The organism is Streptomyces sp. NPDC002787, from assembly GCF_053592095.1.
On the sequence record NZ_JBSFVC010000052.1, the window covers coordinates 1 to 19,255 of the forward strand.

The following is a 19,255-nucleotide window of genomic DNA, read 5'->3' on the forward strand; positions in this document are numbered from 1 at the left end:
TCAAGAGCCCGATCGACTACGAACACGACTACTGGGCCAGCCTCGGTGAGGGGCTGGCTGCATAGGAAGGTCTCCACGATTCGAGGGGATTGACAAAGTCCTCTCCGCGAAAGTACCAACAGCGGGTGCGCTGCAGCAGGTTGCCTCCGATCGAGGCCATGTTGCGTACCTGCGGGGAGGCTCCGGCGAGCAGTGCCTGGGACAGCACGGGCAGTCGCCTGCGGACCACCGGGTGCAGGGCCACGTCCGCCATTCTCGCCAGGGCGCCGATGCGCAGCGTGTCCCCTGACCGCTCGATGCCATGGAGCGGCAGGCGGTTGATGTCGACGACCAGGTCGTGCTCTTCGGCGCCGTCCTTCATCAGATTCAGCAGGTCGGTGCCCCCGGCGACGAACGTGGCGTCAGCGTTGCGGGCGACGAGCTGTACGGCCTCGGCGGCCCGGTCCACGCGCACGTAGGCGAAGTCCCTCATCGCCGCCCCGCCTTCGCCGCGTCGGCCACCGCATCGACGATGTTCGGGTAGCAGCTGCACCGGCACAGGTTGCCGCTCATCCACTCCCGGATCTCGTCCTCGGAGTTGGCGTGACCTTCCTCGATGCACGCCACCGCGGACATGATCTGTCCCGGTGTGCAGATGCCGCACTGGAAGGCGTCGCGGCGGACGAACGCCTCCTGCACCGGGTGGAGTTTCTCTCCCTGGGCGAGTCCTTCGATGGTGGTGATCGAGCGGCCTTCCTCCATCATGGCCAGGGTCAGGCAGGATTTGGTGCGCCGACCGTCGACGAGCACCGTGCAGGCACCGCACTCGCCACGGTCGCAGCCCTTCTTGGTGCCGGTGAGTCCGGCGTGCTCACGCAGCGCGTCGAGCAGGGTGACGCGGGCCTCCACTCCCGGAAGCCGGTGCTCGGCGCCGTTGATTCTGAGCGTGAGGTCGCCTGCTGTCCGAGGCTGTGCCGCTTGCACGGTTGTGTGCTGTGCTGCGGCCGATTCGGTCCCCGAAAGGGGAACCATCACCGCTGCCGCTGCCACGCCCCCCGATTTCAAGACGCTGCGCCTGCTGTGTTGGGACATGGGAGTTACTCCTTGTGTATCCCGGGGCGGAGAGATGAAGCGAGCCTGACGTGAGAGGAAATCAGTCGTCCAACGCAAAAAGCGCATGTTGGCCATGCGTCGAGCGCATGATGCGGCCCGGAAGAGCGAACCTTTATGCGTTGCCTGCATGAAATGCATACGCTGGCGCCATGTCACATCTGCGGAACGCGGATTTGAACCTGCTTGACGCGCTTGCCGTGTTGCTCGAGGAACGGCACGTGACGCGGGCCGCCGGCCGCTTCCACCTGAGCCAGTCGGCGATGAGTCGTGTGCTGCACCGACTCAGAGAGACGTTCGGCGACGAACTCCTGGTGCGCACACGCGGCGGCTACGAACCGACCCCTCGAGGCCAGCAGATTCAGTCGGAGCTTGCCGAGCTCCTTCCTCGTCTGGAAGCGCTGCTGCGCGGAGATGCCTTCGATCCCGCGACGGCGAAGGGCCACTTCCGCGTGCTCTGCACCGACTTCGCCACCTCGTTGTTCGGCCCGCTCCTCTTCCCGCGCTTCCTCCGCGAGGCTCCGGGTGCCTCGCTGACCGTGGCGCCCCTGAGTGACCAGTCCTTCGCCGATGTCGAGCAGGGCCGCGCGGATCTGATCATCTCCGGTGTCGTGGCACCGCGCGCGCTGCGGTGGGAGACGTTGTTCGAAGAGGACTTCGCCTGCCTGCTGCCCCGCGACCACCCCGTGTCCGGCAATCGGGTGACCATGGACGACTTCATCACACACCGACACGTTGTCGTCGACCTCTTGGGCATGGGCCAGGCCATGGTCGAGCGCCGACTCGACGAGTACGGACTGCGCCGGCCCGTGGGCCTGCGCGTGCCCTACTTCTCCGCGGCGGCGGCCGCGCTGCCGGGCACCGAACTGATTGCCACCCTTCCGCGGCGCGCCGTCCTCGCGTACGCCGATGACCCGGCCTACCGCGTCGCCGCAGCCCCAGAAGAACTCCCGCCCTTTCCTTACGGCATCGCCTGGCATCCCCGTGTCGACGGCGACCCGGCTCACCGGTGGCTGCGGGAAGTGATCCGGGAGACCGCTGTGCAGGTGACCGGGAGTGGGCCGCTTGAGGACGGTGCCGGCCCAGCGGCGGCTGATCGTTGAGGCAACGGGATGCGCCAGGCCGCCACGGGCGGACCACATCACACGGAAGCCGTCCTTCGGAGCGGCCTCCCCTCGCGGTCTTCTTGGAAGGTTTCCCAGCGCACGTTGCATGAGGATCAGTACCGGCAGGGCCGCGCGCAGTGTGACCGCTGCGTAGGTGAGGGCGAAACTCCGGATCATCCAGGCCTGGTGCTCCCTGATGCCGCGGGCCTCCCGCCACCAGCGGACCAAGCCCTACCACGCCCCGACACAACGGCAAGGTCGAGCGGTACCAGCGAATCGCCGAGGAACTTCTCTACGCCCGCACCTGGACCTGCGAAGCAGAGCGAGCCCGGGCGATCGCGGTCTGGAGCGTCCACTACAATTACCACCGACCTCACACCGCCGCCGGTGACCGTCCTCCATCCTCACGCCTGCGCACGAGCGTCACCAACGTCATGGCCGGCAACACCTGGCTCAAAGGGCTCCGCCATCGGGTGACCCTGTCAGCTCTCGCCTGCGCTGTTCTCACCCGGGACCCAGCTCCCGAGCCTCCTCCGGCCCCGGACAACCTCGTCCCCTTCGGCCCGCCGGGTCGCTGACCGCTCGACCCGCGGAGCCGCCCCCGTTCCGACACTGGGGCGGCTCTCGGCCTTGGGGACCAAGCCGGGCACTCCACCTCGACAACCTTGGAAGGCGTGGGCCGCCGCAGGCCGTTGACCATGCCTCCGCTTCCGCTCGGCCCGTCATCTTTCGTGTATCAGTTCTGTGGCATCAGCCCGTCCGGGCAGCCGGATCGTGGCGACAGCTCCGCCATCGGCGGCGTTCGAGAAGAGCAGCGACGCGCCGATGACCCGGGCCTGGCCCGAGGCGACCGTCAGCCCGAGGCCGTGCCCGCGGCCACGCCCGGTTGCTCCGGTGCGAAACCGCTGCGGCCCTTCGGCGAGGAGGCTGTCGGGAAAGCCGGAGCCGTGGTCTCGGACGACGACGGTCGTGCCCTCGACGGTGACTTCGATCGGCGGAGCGCCGTGGCGGTGGGCGTTGACGATCAGGTTGGCGAGGATCCGGTCGAGTCGGCGGGGGTCTGTTTCCACCACGTCGGGCGCGGCTCCGACTGCGAGCCGTGCGTCGAGGCCGGTGCGGGCCAGCGAGTCCGAACCATGTCAGGGAGGGCGACGGGCCGCAAGTCGGCGCGTTCCACGCCGGCGTCGAGGCGGGAGATCTCCAACAGGTCCTCGACGAGGGTGCGTAGCACCCGAACTCGGTCCCTGACGAGATCGGTGGCCTCGCTCTCGGGGAGCAGTTCGGCGGAGGTGACCAGACCCATCAGCGGGGTGCGCAGTTCGTGTGCGACATCTGCGGTGAAACGCTGCTCACTGCGCAGCCGGCCCTGCAAGCTGTCGGCCATCGAGTCGACGGTGGCCGAGATCTCGGTGATCTCGTCGCCCGCCCGGCCGCCTACCTCGGTTCTGGCGGCCAGGTCACCCGAGGCGATACGCCGTGCGGTGCGCGCCACCCGCCGCAGGCGCCGGTTGGGGAGTTCGGCGGCGAGGACCGACAGGGGGACGATGACGGCCAGCGCGGCCAGTGAGTACTTCCACATGTGCCGGTCCAGGGCGCGGCGGCTGAGCTGGTCGGGAACCATGTCGACAGAGATGGCCGCCACGCGGCCGTCTGGCATCCGCCTGCCGGCCCACATCCGCGGCTGGTACTCGTCGCTCTCGTCGTACATGGCGCCACTCCCGTGTTCTCGCACCATCCGCACCAGGTCCGCCGGCATCTTTTCGGGGTCATGAACCACGTCGTCGGTCCCGCTGCCGCTCTCCGCCGCCAGGGAGATGGCCAGGGCGGTGTACGCCTTGGCCGCGCCGTCGTTCATGGACCGCTCGTACGTGCTGTAGTGCACCAGCAGTCCGACCGTCAGCGCGATGCCGCAGCACGCCGCGGCCACCAGCAGGGCGATCTTCCAGCGCAGCGAGCGCCAGAGCAGCATCCCTTTGGTTCCCGAGTCGAACCGCATCCGTGGGGCTGTCAGGTCAGCGCCTCAGCTTGTAGCCGAAGCCGCGGACCGTCTCGATCCGCTCGGCGCCGATCTTCCTTCGCAGCCGCTGCACGCACAGGTCGACCACACGGGTGTCGCCGTCCCAGCCGTAGTCCCACACGTTGCGCAACAGTGTCTGCCGGTCCAGGACGATGCCGGGGTGCGCGGCGAACTCCAGCAGCAGCCGAAGTTCGGTGGGGGTCAGCGCGATCGGCTCACCGGCCAGATACACCTCCAGGCCGGCCGTGTCGATGACCAGGTCTCCGAAGAGCAGCCGGGTGCGCTCACGGCGCGGGTCGCTCTGCTCGAGGCGGGCCGACCGGTCCAGCGGGCGGACCGCGGATCCCGCCGCCGCGACGGCGGGATCCGCCGGTGCCGAGGTCGGTGCGAACATGGCGCGGCGCAGCAGCGATCGGATCCGGGCCACGAGCACCGCGGTGTCGACCGGCTTGACGACATAGTCGTCGGCGCCCGCCTCCAGACCGGACACGACATCCAGCGCGTCCCCGCGGGCCGACATCATCAGGACCGGGGCCGTGCTGGTCTCCCGGATCCGCCGGCACAGCCCGATGCCGTCGAGCTCCGGCAGCATGACATCCAGCAACAGCAGGTCGTGCCCGCCCTCCCTGAACAGTTCCAGACCCGTCAGCCCGTCACCGGCGGAGGTGACCCGGTAGCCGTAGCGCTCCAGCGCCATCGCCACCGACCTTCGGATCACCTCGTCGTCCTCGACGAGCAGGATCGCCACGGGCGCCAGGGCGTTCCCCCCCCCCGGCCACTGGAACCGACATCTCTCCCCATCGGACGTAGGTCTTCAAGGACCATCATGCAACCCGGAATCCCTCCCTGCCGAATTCTGCCTCCACCGCGCCCGCGCCGGGGCTGGGTTCGCCGGCGTTGTTGATCGAATCAGGATGTGTGGACCTGGCGGCTGCTGTACTGGTCCTGGTCACTGGGGCGGCCGCTGCGGTGGCCGGGACGGGGCTTGGCACCAGTGAGGGTGCAGCCCTTGAGGGACAGATCCAGCTTCGACCCCTTGGTCATGCACGCCCCTATCCTGTCAACCTGCTGGCCGTAGCCACGGCCCTGCACGGAGGTCACGGCTCCGTCCGGGCCCACCTCGCAGGGGTTGTCGTCGGTGCACTGCTCGCCGGCATCGTTGTGGGTGTTGTGGATCCCCACGACCGTGGTGCCGTCGGGGACCAGCAGCGGCGAACCGGAGTTGCCGTGGGAGGGGGTGCAGTCCTCGCTGGTGGCGTAGCGGATCGAGCCGTCCTGCTGGTAGCCGCCCTCCCGCAGGTGCGTGACCACGGCCTCGGCGGTGCAGGCAAAGCGGCCGCCGGTGTAGGCCATGGTCAGCGGGTCGCCCGTGCGCACGGGGGTGGAGGTGAGCCGGAAGACCTTCGCGCCCTCGGCCTTCAACTGCGCGTAGGTCTTGTCCAGGCGGTAGAGCGCGATGTCGGTGCCGGTCATCGTCGCGTACACCAGCCGGTTCGCATGGACGGTGGTCTGGGGGTAGCCCTGACGGTCGGCGATCGGCGCCTCGCGGTCGGCCGGCTGGTCCACCAGCGCGGCTCCGGGCGCGGGCCGCTGTCCCTGCACGCAGTGACCGTTCGTCAGCAGGAGTGCCGGGTCCTGCGGCCGGGAGGCCGGAGTTCTTACCACTGAGCCCACGCAGTTGCCCAGGTCCGCCGCGCCTTCCACATTCGGGATCTGGTCATCGGGAGGAACGTTGCTGCCGCTGATGATGCCGTTGATCCAGTCGGCGTGCCGGGTGACGTCGGTGTACAGCGTCTTGCCGCTTTCGTCGGGGCCACTGACCACACCGGCCACCGCCCACTGGTCGCCCTCGCGGACCAGCGCCGGCCCACCGGAGTCCATGTTTGACGCGGCGACACTGCCGTCGGGGCTACCGATGCACAACTCTCCGACAGCGGATGACGGACACGCCGATGCCGGCTGCACCACGGTGTCAGCCTCACGCAGCCGCCTGGGGAAACACGCGGAATTGGTGAAGTCGCCGCAGGTCATGCCCCAGCCCATGATGCGGACGGGCGTCCTGTCCGGCGGCGTTGTCGAGGCGATCCGCACCGGCTTGGCCCGAACCGGAGTCCGCAGGTGCATCAGCGCAACGTCACGGCCCCAGAACCCCCCCTCATCGTGGCTGGTCGCCAACCGGTAGTAATGGTCGACCTCGGCGACCTCGCCACCAACGGTGGTGTCCAGTGCCCCGACCCGGACCTTCCAGCCACGCGGGACACCCGCCTTCGCATTAGTTGGGTTCTTGCCGGCGCAGTGGCCGGCGGTCATGACCCATTGCGGCGCCAGGACCTCCACCCCACAGCCGGGGCGACAAGGCGACCTGCCGCCGCAACGAAGTCGAGCGGACCCTCAACAGGCTCAAAAACTTCCGAGCCATCGCCACCCGCTATGACAAGAGGGCGTACGCCGTCCATAGGGCGGTCACCGTGGCCTCGATCCGCCTATGGCTCTGCCCGGCGCGAAACGCCCCGGTCCGTTGCCCCAGCAACCGGTCCGTGCCGCTTCAGGGGTGAGGGAAGTGCCGAGCGCGGAGGGCCTCGCGAGGGCCTGGGCGATGAAGGAAGCCTGGGCGCCAGGCGGGTGGCCACTGTTCCGTACGCCCGGGCCGTCCTCGGCTATGGCACGCACCTCAGCACCGCGCCCCTGGTGACAAGCCGTTCCCCCCTGGCCAGTCAGCCGCCGGACGTGGCGACGTCCATCAGCCGCTGGCGGGCGGCGTGTTGCCGGTACCGGCCTGCGGCTTCACTCCGCGGGCAGGGCGAGTGCCACCTTGCCCGTTGTGCGGCCGTCGAGAAGGTGCCGGATGGCTGCGGCAGTCTCGGCGAGCGGGAAGACGCGGTCCACGACAGGGCTGAGCGTGCCTGCGTTGATGAGAACGGTCAGGTCGCGCAGCCCGTCGGCGTGCTCGGAGGAAATGAAGGTGCCCAGGTGCTGTCCGGTGAACGGGGACAGAATGTGTGCGCGGAGCTGCCGGTCAGTGCCGCCGAGCCAGCGGCCGTCCGTCTCACCGCCGGTGATGACCAGCCTGCCGCGGGGCGTGAGGGCCCGGCGCAGATCCCGCAGACCACGCTGGCCCGCGATGTCGATGATGGCGTCGTAGCGTCGCGGGCCGGCGAGGAAGTCCTCGCGCGTGTAGTCGATCACGTGGTCGGCGCCCAGGGCTCGTACGGCGTCGAGCTTGGGGGTGCTCGCGACGGCCGTGACCCGGGCGCCGTAGGCGTGGGCGAGTTGGACGGCGAAGGTGCCGACACCGCCGGCGGATCCCGTGATGAGGACCTGTTGGCCCTTTTGGACCTTGGCCCTGTCGCGAACCGCCTGGAGTGCGGTGAGCGCGCTGACGGGTACCGTAGCCGCTTCCTCGAAGGTGAGTCCGGGCGGTTTGGGAGCGATTCTGTCAGGACAGGTGGCGGCGTACTCGGCGAACGCGGACACTGCCGTGCCGTAGACCTCATCGCCAGGCGAGAACCCGGTCACTTGCGTGCCGACCGCTTCGACGAGCCCGGCGATGTTGCGGCCGGGATTGGGGAGCTTCGGCCTGCGTAGGCCGCTCACAGGCCGGACCGCGTACGGCAGGCCGGCCATCATGTGCCAGGTGCCCCGGTCCACACTGGAGGCGCGTACACGTACCAACACCTCGCCCGGCCCGATGCTGGGCCGGGCGAGCCGCGCTGTGCGCAGCACGGCTTCCGGCTCGGCGCTGTAACGCTCCTGTACGACTGCCGCCATCGTCCTGGTCTCGCCGGCGATTGCGATCGGCTCGCCCATGTTCCGCATCGTCCCTGCTCCCGTTCCATCCTCCGCATGCTTACGCCGTAAGTACAACACTTACGGCGTAAGCTCGTCAATGCAGGGAGACCAAGAGAGGAAGTGATGTCAACCGTGACCCGACGTACCGGGCGGCATTCGACCCGCGAGACGCTCACCCGACAGCGGGTGCTGCGGGCCGCCGTCGAACTCGCCGATGCCGGCGGCCTGGAGACGCTCAGCATGCGCAAGCTCGGCGAGGCCGTCGGAGTCGAGGCGATGTCCTTGTACAACCACGTGGCCAACAAGGAAGACCTGATCGACGGCATGGTCGATCTGGTGTTCGGCGAGGTCGAACTGCCCGCGCCGGGTGACGGCTGGCGGCAGGCGATGCGGCAGCGGGCCATCTCCATGCGTCTCGTGCTGTCCCGCCACCGCTGGGCCATCGGGTTGATGGAGTCACGGTCCACTCCAGGCCCAGCCACCCTGCGTCACCATGACGCCGTTCTCGGCTGCCTGCGTCAAGGCGGGTTCTCCCTCGCCCTGACTGCCCACGCCGTGTCGGTTCTCGACAGCTACATCTACGGGTTCGCCCTGCAGGAGAAGGCCTTGCCCTTTGACTCCCCGGAGGAGACCGCCGAGCTGGCGGATTCCATCATGAGCGGTTTCGGCGATGGCGAGTACCCGTATCTCACCGAGATGGCGACCACTCACGTCATGCGGCCTGGGTACGCGTTCGGCGATGAGTTCGAGTTCGGACTGGACCTCATCCTCGACGGCCTCCAGCAAGCGCCGAGCTGATGAGCCGGCGGCGTGCGTACCGGCCGCACCTGGGTCGTTGTCTTGTCGAAGTGGTGAGCCGCCTCGCTCATGGGCTCACAGCGGGCTGCGGCCGTTTCCTCGGCCCTCCCATCCTTGGTCGGTCCGCGTCGGCTCGATCTCCACGCAGACCTGCTTGCCTGCAGGGTGGGGGGCTGCGGTGAGGCGCCGGCTGATGGCCTGGACGATCCTCAGGCCCTGCCCGCCGACGCGTCGGCCCCTGCCCGGGGCCGTGGCAGATGCGGACCCATGTCGGGCTGACCGGCGGGCCGCTGGACGGGCTGCTGTTGGACGTCACCGGCTGGGACGCGGGACGGGACCGACACCGGCGCCGTCCTGGCCCGTGCTCTGCCGGTTTTCCGACAGCCGCGCGCTGTACGGCCGGCGCTCCAGAGAGGGGAGGCCGCTTCGACTTGTCCGGTGATGCGCCCAGGACCCGCTTGCTCGCAGGGATCCATCGTGGGCATCTGTCGTCGCCTGTCTTTCGCTGCGCTGTTGAGGTGCATCCCCTCACCGGTTTGGTGTGCGGATGCGCAGCTACCTCCCTCACGGCGGAGTTCCACCTCGCCGAAACGGACGAGCGGGGGTGCACATCCCGTTCCAAGGCGCATTCCGGACGGCGAGGTTGGCCCACGCAGGGCAGCAGGCGTTCGGCGGGGGCTCCCTGCGGCTCGCGCAGCAGGGTGACGAGTGTCGGCACGGACCGCGGGCGTGGCGAGCAGGACGTCGTCGAAGCTCCCCGGACGCACGACGAGCGCTCTCGTCGCAGCCTACTGGCGGTTCGCAGGCGGGCGCGACAGGCCGCTCTTCCTCGTGGGAAGCAGCGATCCACGGCCGCATCGATAGCGGCTCCCGGCCGCGCGCGGTGTAGCGTCGATATCCAGCAGTCGTGGTTCCGAAGTCCTGTAGGCCCGTGATCACGATCATGGGCGTTCTTGCTGTTCCGCACCTCTCCGGACCAGGGCGATCACCTCCCGGGCCCGCAGGGTGCGAGCCCGGGTGTCATCAAAGGGAGCAGGCCATGGCCAAGGGCACCGTGAAGTGGTTCAACAGTGAAAAGGGATTCGGCTTCATCGAGCAGGAGGGCGGCGGACCTGACGTCTTCGCCCACTACTCCAACATTGCTGCACAGGGCTTCCGTGAGTTGCAGGAGGGGCAGAAGGTCGAGTTCGACGTCACGCAGGGCCAGAAGGGACCGCAGGCGGAGAACATCCGGCCGGCGTGACCAACAGGGCCTGACAAGGGTGGATCGGGGTGTGACATTCAGGGTCACCGGTGCGCTTGTTACCGGTGAGCCTTGGATGCGGCTCCGCAGGCCCAGGCCCCATTGTGCGGGTTGTTGCCCCCGAGGTGGGCGGGCGTTCGCCGGCGCCTGCCCGCCCCGTATCTCAAGGCCTGCGACCCGCGAGTGGATCGCTGCGCATGTCGGCACCCGCTGGAAGCCGGGGACCAGCGTCGTTGCCAGCTCTCATTTCACGGCTCCTCGGAGAGGTCGCGGTGGCCCTCTCTCCCCGGCCGGCAGACCAGCGAGCCAAGACCTGCCCCGCCCGCTCCAGCCCTCTCGGGCCACTCCTGGTGGCCGCACAGAGGGGACAGGCGCGGGCGGTGCCGCGACACATCCGGCGCATCACAGCTGTTTCTTGCCCGCTGCCAGCCTCACCCCGCGATGGTCCCACTGACGCCAACACCTGGCCCGCCCGGAGTGAGGAGCATGTGCTGGAGTCGGTGATCCGGGGGGCGGCATCATGACCCCGAACTGCCTCGCCGTGCTCCGCACCGCGGCGGACTTACGGGGCAGTGCGATGAGCCGGGCGAAACACCTTGGCGGGGGCGCAGTCCGTCGATGAGCAGAGCGACCATGCGGTGGTTGTAGTCGGGTCCTTCGCCGGGTACGGGCATGCACAGGTTGGCGACGGCGTACATCAGGTTCCCGAGCGCTGACGTCGTCGCGAACCGCTCCGTCGGCCACGGTGGCGGCCAGCAGCGCCGCGAGAACAGGGCCGACGGTGTCCATGAAGTAGCCGGACAGGCCCTCGTAGGCAACGTGCCGCCCGTCCTGCAGACCGCATGTGCGTCGTCCCCCCGCCGCCGTACGGGCAGCCGCCTGACCATCCGTACCGCTGCCGGAAACGGCGCACTCAAGAACTTGTGGATCACCCAAGTTGTCGGCCGAGTCGTGGGCGCGGGACTGTCATGGAGTGGCGTTGCCGCCTCGGCCGAGGTCCTTGAGGAACTGTCGCTGGTCGTCCAGGAATCCGTTCACGAAGAGCGAGCGGGGGGAGAAGAGCGCGATGAGCGTGGTCTTGACGCTCGACCGCTCGACGGACTGCTTGAGCAGTGAATGGGTCGCGTGCGGGTAGCGTTTGACCGTCAATGCACTGCCTGGGTCCAGCACTTTGCGGTAAACGCGCTCCGTGTCGGCGGTGTCCACGTTGATGTCATGGCCTGCGAGGGTCAGCAGCACCGGTATGCCGCGCAGGGCGCGCAGGTCTTGTGTGGCGTCCGCGGTGTAGTTCTTGGAGATGAAACCCCAGCGGTCGGCCGTCATGCCGTCCATGTCACCGCGCGTGGCCTGGACGTACTCCTCGAAGGTCGCGTGCCGTGCGAGCAGTCGGCGGATGGTGTCGCTCCTGGCGATCGCGGCCTTGGTGCGGGCTGCCGATGCGCCGTCGGCGCGCAGTTCGGCGATGAGATTGTGGCGGCCCTGCTGGAGCCAGTTGATCGCGGGGGAGACGGCGATGACGAAACTCACCGGGGTCTTGGCTGCGATCTTTGGCAGGACCCAGCCCGCCTGGCTGGCGCCCCAGAGCCCGATTCGGTCGGCGTCGATGTCGGGGCGGGCACGCGCCCAGGCAATCGCGGCGGCTGCTTCGTCGGCCCGGTCGTCCATGGACTGGTCCAGCCAGTTGCCAGGTGCGCCTGCGACCCCCGGCTTGTCCCAAGACAAAGAGGCGTAGCCGGCCTTGGCGTTCGCTTCCCACATGGGCTTGTACCCGTCGTCGTGGGTGGCGTCGATGGGGCCGTCGCCGTGGACGTAGACGACCAGGCCGTGGTGGCTGCGGCGGTCCTTGGGGGTGGCGAGTACGCCGTTGAGAGTGTGGCTGCCGTGGCGGATAGTGACTCGCTGCTCGTCCATGTCGTAGGAGTTCTGCCACAGCACCACACCGACGAGACCGGCGGCCACGACCAGGACGGTGGCGAGTGACCACACAGTGATGCGGAGCCCGCGCCGTCGGGGCTGGGTCTTTGGATACATGGGACGGCCACCTCTGCTCGGGTTTACCCAGGGAGCTCAAACTATCATTTCTGGAACGATCGTTTCCCGTCTGATAGATTTGGGTTTTGGTTTTCAGGGCGAAGAGAAGGGAGGGGCGGCATGGGACTGGACGAGGCAGACCCCGGGACCGGGCCCGTGACAGTGCAGCGTGGCGTTCCAATGGGAGCTGAGCGGCGGGCGGCCGAGCTGTACTGGGACGCCTTCGGCCGCAAACTCGGTGCCGCGCTGAACCCGCCGGGCAAGGCGGTGCCCTTCATCGCCGCCCATCTGAACGCAGACCGCGCGGTCTGCGCGATCCTCGGAGGGCAGCTCGTCGGCCTCGCCGGCTACCAACTCGGCGGGCGGGCCCTCACCGGGGGTTCGGCCTCCGCCGTGCTGCGCGCGTACGGATACCTGGGAGGACTGCACCGACTCCTGCTCCTCGCCCTGTTCGAACGCCGGCCGGCCCCCAGGCAGCTTGTCATGGACGGCATCGCCGTTGCCCGGGACGCGCGCGGCCGCGGGATCGGAAGCCTGCTCATCGAGGAAGTGGCAGCCGTCGCGGTCGAGCAGGACTGCAGGGAGATCAGACTGGACGTGATCGACACCAATCCGCGCGCCCGAGCCCTGTACGAGCGGCGCGGTTTCACGGCCGTACAGACCGAGCACACGCCCTACCTCCGCGGGTTGCTGGGGTTCGGCGCGGTGACCACCATGCACCGCCGCGTCGAGGCGGACGAGCCGAGAGGACTGTGCACACCGTGACCGATCACGTCGAGGTCCCCACCCGCATGCTCGTCCACGCGCTGATCCGGGAGGACGGCACGGTCAGCGCGAACGACCTGTACACCGTCGCTGCGACCCTCGGCATGAGTGATCAGCAGGTACGGCTGTGCGTCAAACGCCTCGTGGCCGAGAGCCGGTTCACCTCCCAAGGCCGCGGTCGCAAAGCAGTGCTGCACGCCACGGACGACACGACACGAGCCCTGGCCCCCAACGCGGACTTCCTGCGGCTTGCATTCCGTCAGGATGCCGGGCTCGCTCCTTGGGACGGCGTCTGGCACCTGGCGGCCTTCGCCGTGCCCGAATCGGCGCGCACGGCCAGGGACGCCCTGCGCGAGACGCTCGTCCACCTCGGTGGCGCCCCGCTCCAGGGCGGACTGTACGTCTGCGCCAACGCTTGGGAACCGTACGTCGAAGAGGCGGCCCACCGCCTTGGCGCCCACAGTGCGCTCACCCTCCTCAGCACGACGGACCTACGCAGGGGCGACGCCCAGGAACCTGCCGAACTTGCCCGCCGACTATGGCCCCTGCAGGAAATCGCCGACCGCTATCACCGCCTCAGCCGCATCGCTCAGCCCCGCCTCGACCGGCTCGCCGGCTCTGCCGAACTCTCCCCGCCCGTCCTGCTCACCATCGCCGTCGAGCTGGCGGCGGAACTCACCCGCGCCATGGAACCCGACCCCCTGCTGCCGCCCCAGCTCCTGCCCCCGCCCTGGCCCGGCAGCCAGGCCAGGAAGCTCATCGCCCGGTGCTGGGCGGCCCTGTCCGAACGTGACCACGGCGAAGCCCGGCCGACCCTCTTCCGCCTCTATGCCGACATCACCCGAGAAGCAACAGACCGGGCCACGCGCTCCAAGCGGTAGGCCAGCCGCAGGAGCAGGCCGGGCAGTGATTCCTCGGGGAGCGGCCAGCGGGCGGACGGTCATCGAGCCGCAGCCAACTGGTGCGTGATGCATGGCCCGACATGAGTTTCACACGGGGCGGGAATATCGGCATCACGGCCTTCATCACAGTCCCGGGCCATCAAGTCCGCATAGCGCTCCAGTCGTTGAGGCAGTGCCGAATACAAGGTTCTCCGGCGGCGGGTGATTAGTCCGGCGCTGCAGGTGATTGTGGCAGGCGCCGTGCTGGCGGAGCGGTACACGATGGCGGCCGGGATACGCTGCTGTCCACCGCTGTTGATACCGCACGGTTCGCGATCCTGCCCGGTGAGCGGTTCAGGCGGTCTGCGAGGTGGAGAAGGCAGCAGGGGAGCGGCTCCTCGGGTAGGGGCACGAGGCTGCGGGTCAGCGGCCGGGGTGTCACCTCCGTCAGCCCGTCTCGCCGGCCGCGGCGGGGCCGTCATCGTCGAAGACGGTGTTGCGGCCCTTCGGCTTCTTCTTCCCTGGGGTGGGCTTGTGCGGCGGGATCTTGGGCTGCTCGCCGGACTCCGCGTCGAGGCCGGGCATGTCGCCGGGGGTGACGGTGAACTGGTTGAACAGCTCCTTCGTCAGCCGCTCGCTCTTGTCCTCGATGGCCCGTCGGCAGCCGTGCTGGATGAGCTTCTCCAGTACGCCGACCACGCCGCCGGTGCGGTTGAGCAGGTACTCGGGCATGTCGTCTCCGGTCAGCATTCCCTTGGTCTCGTTCAGCAGCCGCAAGTGCCCTTCCAAGCGGGCCAGATGGTCCATCCAGGCGGCCATCTCCGGTCCGGCGGTATAGCGGAACGGGTCGAGGTCGACGATCTGGAAGCGTCGCTCGTGCTGGCTGGCGGCGTGATCGTTCGGGCTGCGGCCGCGGTCCTTGATCGGCTGGTAGATCCATTCCAGGGTCTTGGGGTCGCGACGGCCCTCCCGCAACAGGCCGGAAGTGGGGATGCCGACGCCGACGATAATGAGCGTGACGGGCATGCTCATCATTTCGCGGATCAGGTCGAGGACGTCCTGGTCGGCTTCCCGGTGGAGTTTGAGGCGGGTGATGTCGTCGATGACGAGTGCCCTGGTGGCATGCTCGACGATGGCGGTCTTTACGGTGCGGACAGATCCTCCAGGCGCATGCCCTTGTAGTCCTCGCCGTAGAAGTCGAGGATGCGCTGGCAGGTGGAGATGGGGGTGGCCTTGACCGGGCAGCGTACGTAGGCGACGGGGGCGACCAGGTCGCGGGTGCCGGGCATGGCATCCGGGTTCATGTGGTTGTTCAGGACCATCCACGTCTCCTCGAAGACGGCCAAGCCTCGCACACGGTCTCGGTCTTGCCCTGGGCGCCGTCGCCGTTGACCATGATGCCGCCGCGCGCGCAGGCCTTGTGGCTGAACGCGCCGTCCTCGACGCGGGCCAGAACAGCGTGGGCGACGCGCTCGCTCATCGGAGTCACGTCGATAGGCAGACTGCTGTGTGTGGCGAGTCGGTGCAGGTTGTAAAGGCGTTGCTGGCGCGGTGATTTGTGGGAAAGTTCTGCGGCCGTCAGCTCGGGCGCGGGGATGAACGCCCTGCGGGTCTCGCACCAGCGCCGCCAGCCCTCCCAGTAGTGCGGTCGATCGGCGGGCCGGGAAGGAACGACGGACTGTCGTACGGGCGATTCACTGGCTGACCTCTTCCTCGGGTGCGGCCGCTGCCGCCGCACCGGGCTCGTCTGTGTCGTCGTCGAAGTCGTCGTCGGGCAGGGCCAGCAGGCTGGTGGCGCGCAGCCGCTCGGACAGATCCTGTGGTGGCGGGATCGGGCGTTCGGGGACGGCGGCTTCACGGCGTCGTCGACGTTCGGTGGTGACCGCGTCCCGTCCCTGCTCGGCGCGTTCGCGCCAGCGCAGTGGGACGACCTTGCCGTCGTCCGAGCCGGTGCGCGCCGCGGGAACGGCGGCGGGCGCAGGCGCGGCGGGCGCCGACTGAGCCGCGGTGGCGTCGGCGGGGCGGTCGGCCGCGGCGGCCGCGGCCTGAGTCACTTCGCGGGCGTGCTCGGTGCGCTGCTTCTTCGTCAGTTGCGTCGGCCACTGCTCGACGGGGATCTTCCCGCCGATCACTTCGAGGAGGACCGGCAAGAGTTCCTTGTCCGACTTCGGCGCCAGCCCGCGCTTACGCAGTTCGCGCATGGCCTCGCGTACGCGGGCGTCACTGAAAGCGGGGAACTGCCCTTCCTCGGGCAGGCCCACCCAGCGCAGGGTGCGCCAGTCGTGGGTAAGCGGATCCCGGAAGAACACGAAACAGGGATCGCGGGTCCCGGTGGATGACGTAGCGGTTCTTGTCTTTGCCGCCGCGCCGGGAGAGCTCCCCGCGGTACGGGTCCAGGGCCTCGCCGTCGTACCACAGGTTCTTGATCTTCACGCCGCGCTTGCCGTGGATCATGACCTGGTGGCTGGGCAGGAGCTGGTAGTACAGCTCGGGCGAGGGGATCCGCAGGGCGAAGCCGCCTTGCGTCATAGAGGCGGCGAACAGGCTGTTGGGGCTGTGGTCGCCGCCCGGATCCCAGCTCGGTGCGTAGGAGTCGAAGCGGCGGTTCTGCCAGATCCCCACGATCCAGGTGGCGATGATGTGCTCCATCTCCGCCACAGTCAGACAGGCGTCAGCCTCCGGGTCGACGCCGCGGTCGGCAGTGTCCACGCCCTGATAGCCGAGCAGGGGAGCGAACAGCAGCGACCGGATGGCACCGAAGGCGCGTTCCACAGCCTTCTTGTCGGTGGGGCGCAGCACCCGGCTCGGTTTGATGTTCGCGCCGAGGACCCGCTGGACCTCGACCGGGTGGTGGTTGCGGTAGACGGAGCCGTGGTCGGTGGTGACGGTCTCTGGGGCCTTCCCCCATGAAGGCGGGCACGCGGTTATTGATCACGCGGCGAGCGTGAGTGTAGCGGTGCGGTGTCGGCGTTCGTATTCGTTGGGGCGGAGGTGGCCGTTGGCAGAGTGCCGACGGCGGGTGTTGTAGCGGGTCAGCCAGGCAAATACCGTCCTTCTGCAGGTGCCGGCGTCACCGTAGTCGTGGGCGCCCTGGAGGGTCTCGCGTTTCAGGGACGCGTGGAAGCTTTCGCAGGCCGCGTTGTCGGCGCTGGTGCAGACCGCGCCCATCGACCGGGTGACCCCGAGCTGGTCGCAGAGGCCGGCGAAGGCCCGGGATCCGTATTGCGCCCCGTGGTCGGAGTGGAACACGGCGCCGTGCAGGCCGCCGCGGGTCGAGGCCGCCATCCGCAGTGCGTCGGCGACCAGGTCGGTGCGCATATACCAGCCGACGACCTTGCGGCTGAAGCAGTCCAGCACCGTCGCGAGATAGAGGAACTCCCCGCCTGCCAGCGGGATACATGATGTCGCCCCTGTACTTGCGCCCCGGCTCGGCGGCGGTGAAGTCCCGCTGGAACAGGTCCGGAACCGGTGAGGTGGCCGGGTCCGCAACGGTGGTGCGGACGCGTCTGCGCAGGCGGATTCCGGTGATGGCGAACCTTCGCATGATCCGGGCGACCCGCTTTTCGTTGACCCGCCGCCCTTTCTCGCGGAGCTCGGCGGTCACTCGCGGGGAGCCGTAGGCGCCGCCGGATTCGCCGTGGACCGCGCGGATCTCCTCGGCCAGGACCCGGTCCTTGTGCTGCCGGGCGGCCCTGGCCTCGGCGCCGGCGAGCCACTTGTAGTAGCTGGACCGGTTCACGTCCAGGACGTGGCAGAGCCGCTTCACCTCGTAGGTGTCCCGGTGGTCGTCAACGAACTGGAAGCGGATGATCACCAGTTCGTCTCCCCGGCGAAATACTTGGCCGCCTTGCCGAGGATGTCCCCGTCGGTGGCGAGCTTGCGCTCACTCGCCTCGAGTTCTGCCACCCGGGCCTCCAGCTGACGGACCCGCTCGTCCGGATCAGCGGACGGTACCGCCTCGCGACGTGGAGCGGCCGGCTTCGCAGCCGCAGCGCTGACGCCACGGCGTTCGCGGTCCTGCAGCACCCACTCACGCAGGGTCGCCCCGTTAACTCCCAGGTCAGCGGCGATGCTCTTGTAGGTCGCCCCGGGTGTGGACTCGTACAGGGCCACGGCATCGGCCTTGAACTCGTCCGAGTAGTCCTTCATCGCCATCGGCGGTCTTCTCGCTTCCTCCGGATCAAGCAGATCCAGTATCAGCGTGTCCACCACTCAGGGGGAGGCCCCCTGGGGCGAAGAACGGCAGCCCGGCCACCTCGTACCCGGCGAAGTCGGCCACCACCGTGCCCGGGATGCCGGGGTAGGCCCACTGCATGTTCTTGCCCCAGTCCGGGCGCATCGGCAGGGGCATCGTCATGTCCCGCAGCACCATGGCCACGTCGATCGAGGAATCCGAGACCAAGCTGAGCCGGAAAGCCACAATCGAGTGCGTGTACACGTCGAGCGCCAGCGTGAGATGCACCGAGACCGGATCGCTGAACACGTTTTCCAGGACCTTGACCGGCAGCACGGTGGTGTCCAGTGCCACCACCCGCCCGGGCCTGTGCACCACCACGTGCCGGCCCGTCGCGTACTTCTGAGCCATGGCTGCCGAGCGTGCGTAGCGCTGCCGTCCGCCGTTGGAACCGAACCAGTCCCGCCACACCCGGCGCAGCACGTCGTAGCTGGGGACCTTGGTCTTCTCTCCGAAGGTCTCCCGTACGTATTGGTGGATGAGACGTTCGCGGTCCCGCCCTGTCAGCTTTCGCCCGCCGCAGGCTCTCATCACGTACGGCGAACAGCGCCTCGCGCACCTCCGGGGTGATTCGGTGCCCGGTCGCCTCCCGTAGCCACCGGTCGTCCGAGAGGCCGATCGGCCCGAGCTTCCGCCGTGCCGTGTCCCAGCGCACCAGCGTCCGCGCGCTCACCTTGTGCAGGGCCAGCGACTTCTGGGCCACTGGCCGAGGGGACTGGGCTGCGCGGGAGCCAGGGCATTCCGTTGGCGGGCGGCGCGCTCGCTCATCGTCCAGTGGAGCTGTTCGAGCCTGAAGACGCACCGCTGGCAGGCGCAGAGGGAAAGGACCATGCCCGCCACCGCGATCTCGCCGGCTTCGGCCACGGGGACGTTCGTCTGCTCGCATCTGAAGCAGTTGGCGGTCGCCCAGTCGAGACGGCTCCACAACTCTCCTGGCCTCACCCCCATGGCGGTCCTCCTGGGAGATGGGGCATCGGGTTACGGCAGACGAGGGGCAGAAAGGCGACGGGGCGCGCACGCCACACGAAGGAGCACGGCCCCGCTGCAAGCGGCAGTGTGAAATCCACACCCTGTTGAAGAGCTGAGACGGCGTCCAGCCAGCTCTGGGCGCGTCGGTCCACGAGAAGGTCGACGAAGGCCGGCTCAGTGGCCGAGGCGATGACGCGGACTTGAATGCGTGACCATCGGACAGCCGAAGTGGGCTCGTCGAGGCAGTCGAGGCAGAGGGCCTTGATCGGCGGAACGCGCTCGCCGGTGCCGTGCAGGATCAGCGCCGGCACGTCCGCCTTCGCCACATCCGCG

At 68.7% G+C, this 19,255-nt stretch carries 17 protein-coding genes and 4 pseudogenes; 7 read left to right on the forward strand and 14 right to left on the reverse strand.

Annotated features, from left to right (window positions below; genetic code table 11):
- Nucleotides 1-28 precede the first annotated feature (28 nt).
- A complete protein-coding gene (locus tag ACWD26_RS40975) occupies nucleotides 29-472 on the reverse strand; it encodes an FAD binding domain-containing protein (RefSeq protein WP_451278341.1) in 444 nt (147 codons plus the stop codon).
- The gene (locus tag ACWD26_RS40980; RefSeq protein WP_451278343.1) at nucleotides 469-1,230 is read right to left on the reverse strand and encodes a (2Fe-2S)-binding protein; all 762 of its coding nucleotides are present in this window, start codon (nucleotides 1,228-1,230) and stop codon (nucleotides 469-471) included. Before ACWD26_RS40980 ends, ACWD26_RS40975 begins: the two co-directional genes overlap by 4 nt.
- Before the next feature lie 11 nt (nucleotides 1,231-1,241).
- Between ACWD26_RS40980 and ACWD26_RS40985 the strand changes: the two genes are divergently transcribed.
- Nucleotides 1,242-2,192 carry a LysR family transcriptional regulator gene (locus ACWD26_RS40985; RefSeq protein ID WP_451278345.1) on the forward strand — a complete coding sequence of 317 codons (951 nt, stop codon included), beginning with the start codon at nucleotides 1,242-1,244 and terminating at the stop codon, nucleotides 2,190-2,192.
- Nucleotides 2,193-2,400: 208 nt separating this feature from the next.
- Nucleotides 2,401-2,629 (forward strand): annotated as a pseudogene (locus ACWD26_RS40990) (integrase core domain-containing protein); the annotation flags it as partial.
- A gap of 288 nt (nucleotides 2,630-2,917) precedes the next feature.
- Here the strand turns inward: ACWD26_RS40990 and ACWD26_RS40995 are convergent.
- The 3 genes and pseudogenes from ACWD26_RS40995 to ACWD26_RS41005 all read right to left on the reverse strand — a co-directional run bounded on the left by ACWD26_RS40995 (nucleotide 2,918) and on the right by ACWD26_RS41005 (nucleotide 6,549).
- Nucleotides 2,918-4,191: pseudogene (locus tag ACWD26_RS40995) on the reverse strand (ATP-binding protein).
- Nucleotides 4,192-4,207: 16 nt separating this feature from the next.
- On the reverse strand, nucleotides 4,208-4,909 hold the full coding sequence (locus tag ACWD26_RS41000) for a response regulator transcription factor (protein WP_451278394.1): 702 nt from the start codon (nucleotides 4,907-4,909) through the stop codon (nucleotides 4,208-4,210).
- A 212-nt stretch (nucleotides 4,910-5,121) separates the two neighbouring features.
- A complete protein-coding gene (locus ACWD26_RS41005) occupies nucleotides 5,122-6,549 on the reverse strand; it encodes a trypsin-like serine protease (protein WP_451278347.1) in 1,428 nt (475 codons plus the stop codon).
- A gap of 29 nt (nucleotides 6,550-6,578) precedes the next feature.
- On the opposite strand from ACWD26_RS41005, the pseudogene ACWD26_RS41010 reads away from it, so the two are divergent.
- Nucleotides 6,579-6,767 (forward strand): annotated as a pseudogene (locus tag ACWD26_RS41010) (hypothetical protein); the annotation flags it as partial.
- A 229-nt stretch (nucleotides 6,768-6,996) separates the two neighbouring features.
- Here the strand turns inward: ACWD26_RS41010 and ACWD26_RS41015 are convergent.
- Entirely contained in the window at nucleotides 6,997-8,019 is a 1,023-nt protein-coding gene (locus tag ACWD26_RS41015) for an NAD(P)-dependent alcohol dehydrogenase (RefSeq protein ID WP_451278349.1), read from the reverse strand.
- 105 nt (nucleotides 8,020-8,124) lie between these two features.
- On the opposite strand from ACWD26_RS41015, the gene ACWD26_RS41020 reads away from it, so the two are divergent.
- Nucleotides 8,125-8,799: a TetR/AcrR family transcriptional regulator gene (locus tag ACWD26_RS41020; protein ID WP_451278351.1), complete on the forward strand. Its 675-nt coding sequence runs from the start codon at nucleotides 8,125-8,127 to the stop codon at nucleotides 8,797-8,799.
- 1,039 nt (nucleotides 8,800-9,838) lie between these two features.
- Nucleotides 9,839-10,042 (forward strand): cold-shock protein, encoded by a 204-nt coding sequence (locus tag ACWD26_RS41025; protein ID WP_007379522.1) that lies wholly within the window; start codon nucleotides 9,839-9,841, stop codon nucleotides 10,040-10,042.
- Between the two features lie 966 nt (nucleotides 10,043-11,008).
- Here the strand turns inward: ACWD26_RS41025 and ACWD26_RS41030 are convergent.
- On the reverse strand, nucleotides 11,009-12,073 hold the full coding sequence (locus ACWD26_RS41030; RefSeq protein ID WP_451278353.1) for an alpha/beta hydrolase family protein: 1,065 nt from the start codon (nucleotides 12,071-12,073) through the stop codon (nucleotides 11,009-11,011).
- 180 nt (nucleotides 12,074-12,253) lie between these two features.
- On the opposite strand from ACWD26_RS41030, the gene ACWD26_RS41035 reads away from it, so the two are divergent.
- Entirely contained in the window at nucleotides 12,254-12,838 is a 585-nt protein-coding gene (locus ACWD26_RS41035) for a GNAT family N-acetyltransferase (RefSeq protein ID WP_451278355.1), read from the forward strand.
- Nucleotides 12,835-13,719 (forward strand): PaaX family transcriptional regulator C-terminal domain-containing protein, encoded by an 885-nt coding sequence (locus ACWD26_RS41040; RefSeq protein ID WP_451278357.1) that lies wholly within the window; start codon nucleotides 12,835-12,837, stop codon nucleotides 13,717-13,719. The genes ACWD26_RS41035 and ACWD26_RS41040 overlap by 4 nt, the downstream gene beginning before the upstream one ends.
- Before the next feature lie 447 nt (nucleotides 13,720-14,166).
- Here ACWD26_RS41040 and ACWD26_RS41045 read toward each other — a convergent pair whose 3' ends face one another.
- From ACWD26_RS41045 to ACWD26_RS41075, 7 genes and pseudogenes are all read right to left on the reverse strand, one after another.
- Nucleotides 14,167-14,745, reverse strand: coding sequence for a hypothetical protein (locus ACWD26_RS41045; RefSeq protein ID WP_451278359.1), 579 nt, complete (start codon nucleotides 14,743-14,745; stop codon nucleotides 14,167-14,169).
- 116 nt (nucleotides 14,746-14,861) lie between these two features.
- Nucleotides 14,862-15,041, reverse strand: coding sequence for a hypothetical protein (locus tag ACWD26_RS41050; RefSeq protein WP_451278361.1), 180 nt, complete (start codon nucleotides 15,039-15,041; stop codon nucleotides 14,862-14,864).
- Complete coding sequence (locus ACWD26_RS41055; protein WP_451278363.1) at nucleotides 15,032-15,199, reverse strand: hypothetical protein; 168 nt, start codon at nucleotides 15,197-15,199, stop codon at nucleotides 15,032-15,034. Before ACWD26_RS41055 ends, ACWD26_RS41050 begins: the two co-directional genes overlap by 10 nt.
- Before the next feature lie 214 nt (nucleotides 15,200-15,413).
- Nucleotides 15,414-15,980, reverse strand: a complete 567-nt coding sequence (locus ACWD26_RS41060; protein ID WP_451278365.1) for a hypothetical protein — start codon at nucleotides 15,978-15,980, stop codon at nucleotides 15,414-15,416.
- Entirely contained in the window at nucleotides 15,940-16,518 is a 579-nt protein-coding gene (locus ACWD26_RS41065; RefSeq protein WP_451278367.1) for a hypothetical protein, read from the reverse strand. The genes ACWD26_RS41060 and ACWD26_RS41065 overlap by 41 nt, the downstream gene beginning before the upstream one ends.
- 132 nt (nucleotides 16,519-16,650) lie before the next feature.
- Nucleotides 16,651-17,874, reverse strand: a pseudogene (locus ACWD26_RS41070) (IS3 family transposase).
- A gap of 25 nt (nucleotides 17,875-17,899) precedes the next feature.
- The gene (locus ACWD26_RS41075) at nucleotides 17,900-18,484 is read right to left on the reverse strand and encodes a hypothetical protein (protein ID WP_451278369.1); all 585 of its coding nucleotides are present in this window, start codon (nucleotides 18,482-18,484) and stop codon (nucleotides 17,900-17,902) included.
- Between the last annotated feature and the right edge of the window lie 771 nt (nucleotides 18,485-19,255).

What these genes read in the sequence shown, in the direction of transcription:
- ACWD26_RS40985 (WP_451278345.1), top strand. Translation starts at nt 1,242, where the DNA reads ATGTCACATCTGCGGAACGCGGATTTGAACCTGCTTGACGCGCTTGCC.
- ACWD26_RS41020 (WP_451278351.1), top strand. Translation starts at nt 8,125, where the DNA reads ATGTCAACCGTGACCCGACGTACCGGGCGGCATTCGACCCGCGAGACG.
- ACWD26_RS41075 (WP_451278369.1), bottom strand. Translation starts at nt 18,484, where the DNA reads ATGAGAGCCTGCGGCGGGCGAAAGCTGACAGGGCGGGACCGCGAACGT.
- ACWD26_RS41025 (WP_007379522.1), top strand. Translation starts at nt 9,839, where the DNA reads ATGGCCAAGGGCACCGTGAAGTGGTTCAACAGTGAAAAGGGATTCGGC.
- ACWD26_RS41000 (WP_451278394.1), bottom strand. Translation starts at nt 4,909, where the DNA reads ATGGCGCTGGAGCGCTACGGCTACCGGGTCACCTCCGCCGGTGACGGG.
- ACWD26_RS40980 (WP_451278343.1), bottom strand. Translation starts at nt 1,230, where the DNA reads ATGCATTTCATGCAGGCAACGCATAAAGGTTCGCTCTTCCGGGCCGCA.
- ACWD26_RS41045 (WP_451278359.1), bottom strand. Translation starts at nt 14,745, where the DNA reads ATGCCCGTCACGCTCATTATCGTCGGCGTCGGCATCCCCACTTCCGGC.
- ACWD26_RS41030 (WP_451278353.1), bottom strand. Translation starts at nt 12,073, where the DNA reads ATGTATCCAAAGACCCAGCCCCGACGGCGCGGGCTCCGCATCACTGTG.
- ACWD26_RS41050 (WP_451278361.1), bottom strand. Translation starts at nt 15,041, where the DNA reads ATGGTCCTGAACAACCACATGAACCCGGATGCCATGCCCGGCACCCGC.
- ACWD26_RS41035 (WP_451278355.1), top strand. Translation starts at nt 12,254, where the DNA reads ATGGGAGCTGAGCGGCGGGCGGCCGAGCTGTACTGGGACGCCTTCGGC.
- ACWD26_RS41015 (WP_451278349.1), bottom strand. Translation starts at nt 8,019, where the DNA reads ATGGGCGAGCCGATCGCAATCGCCGGCGAGACCAGGACGATGGCGGCA.
- ACWD26_RS41055 (WP_451278363.1), bottom strand. Translation starts at nt 15,199, where the DNA reads ATGAGCGAGCGCGTCGCCCACGCTGTTCTGGCCCGCGTCGAGGACGGC.
- ACWD26_RS40975 (WP_451278341.1), bottom strand. Translation starts at nt 472, where the DNA reads ATGAGGGACTTCGCCTACGTGCGCGTGGACCGGGCCGCCGAGGCCGTA.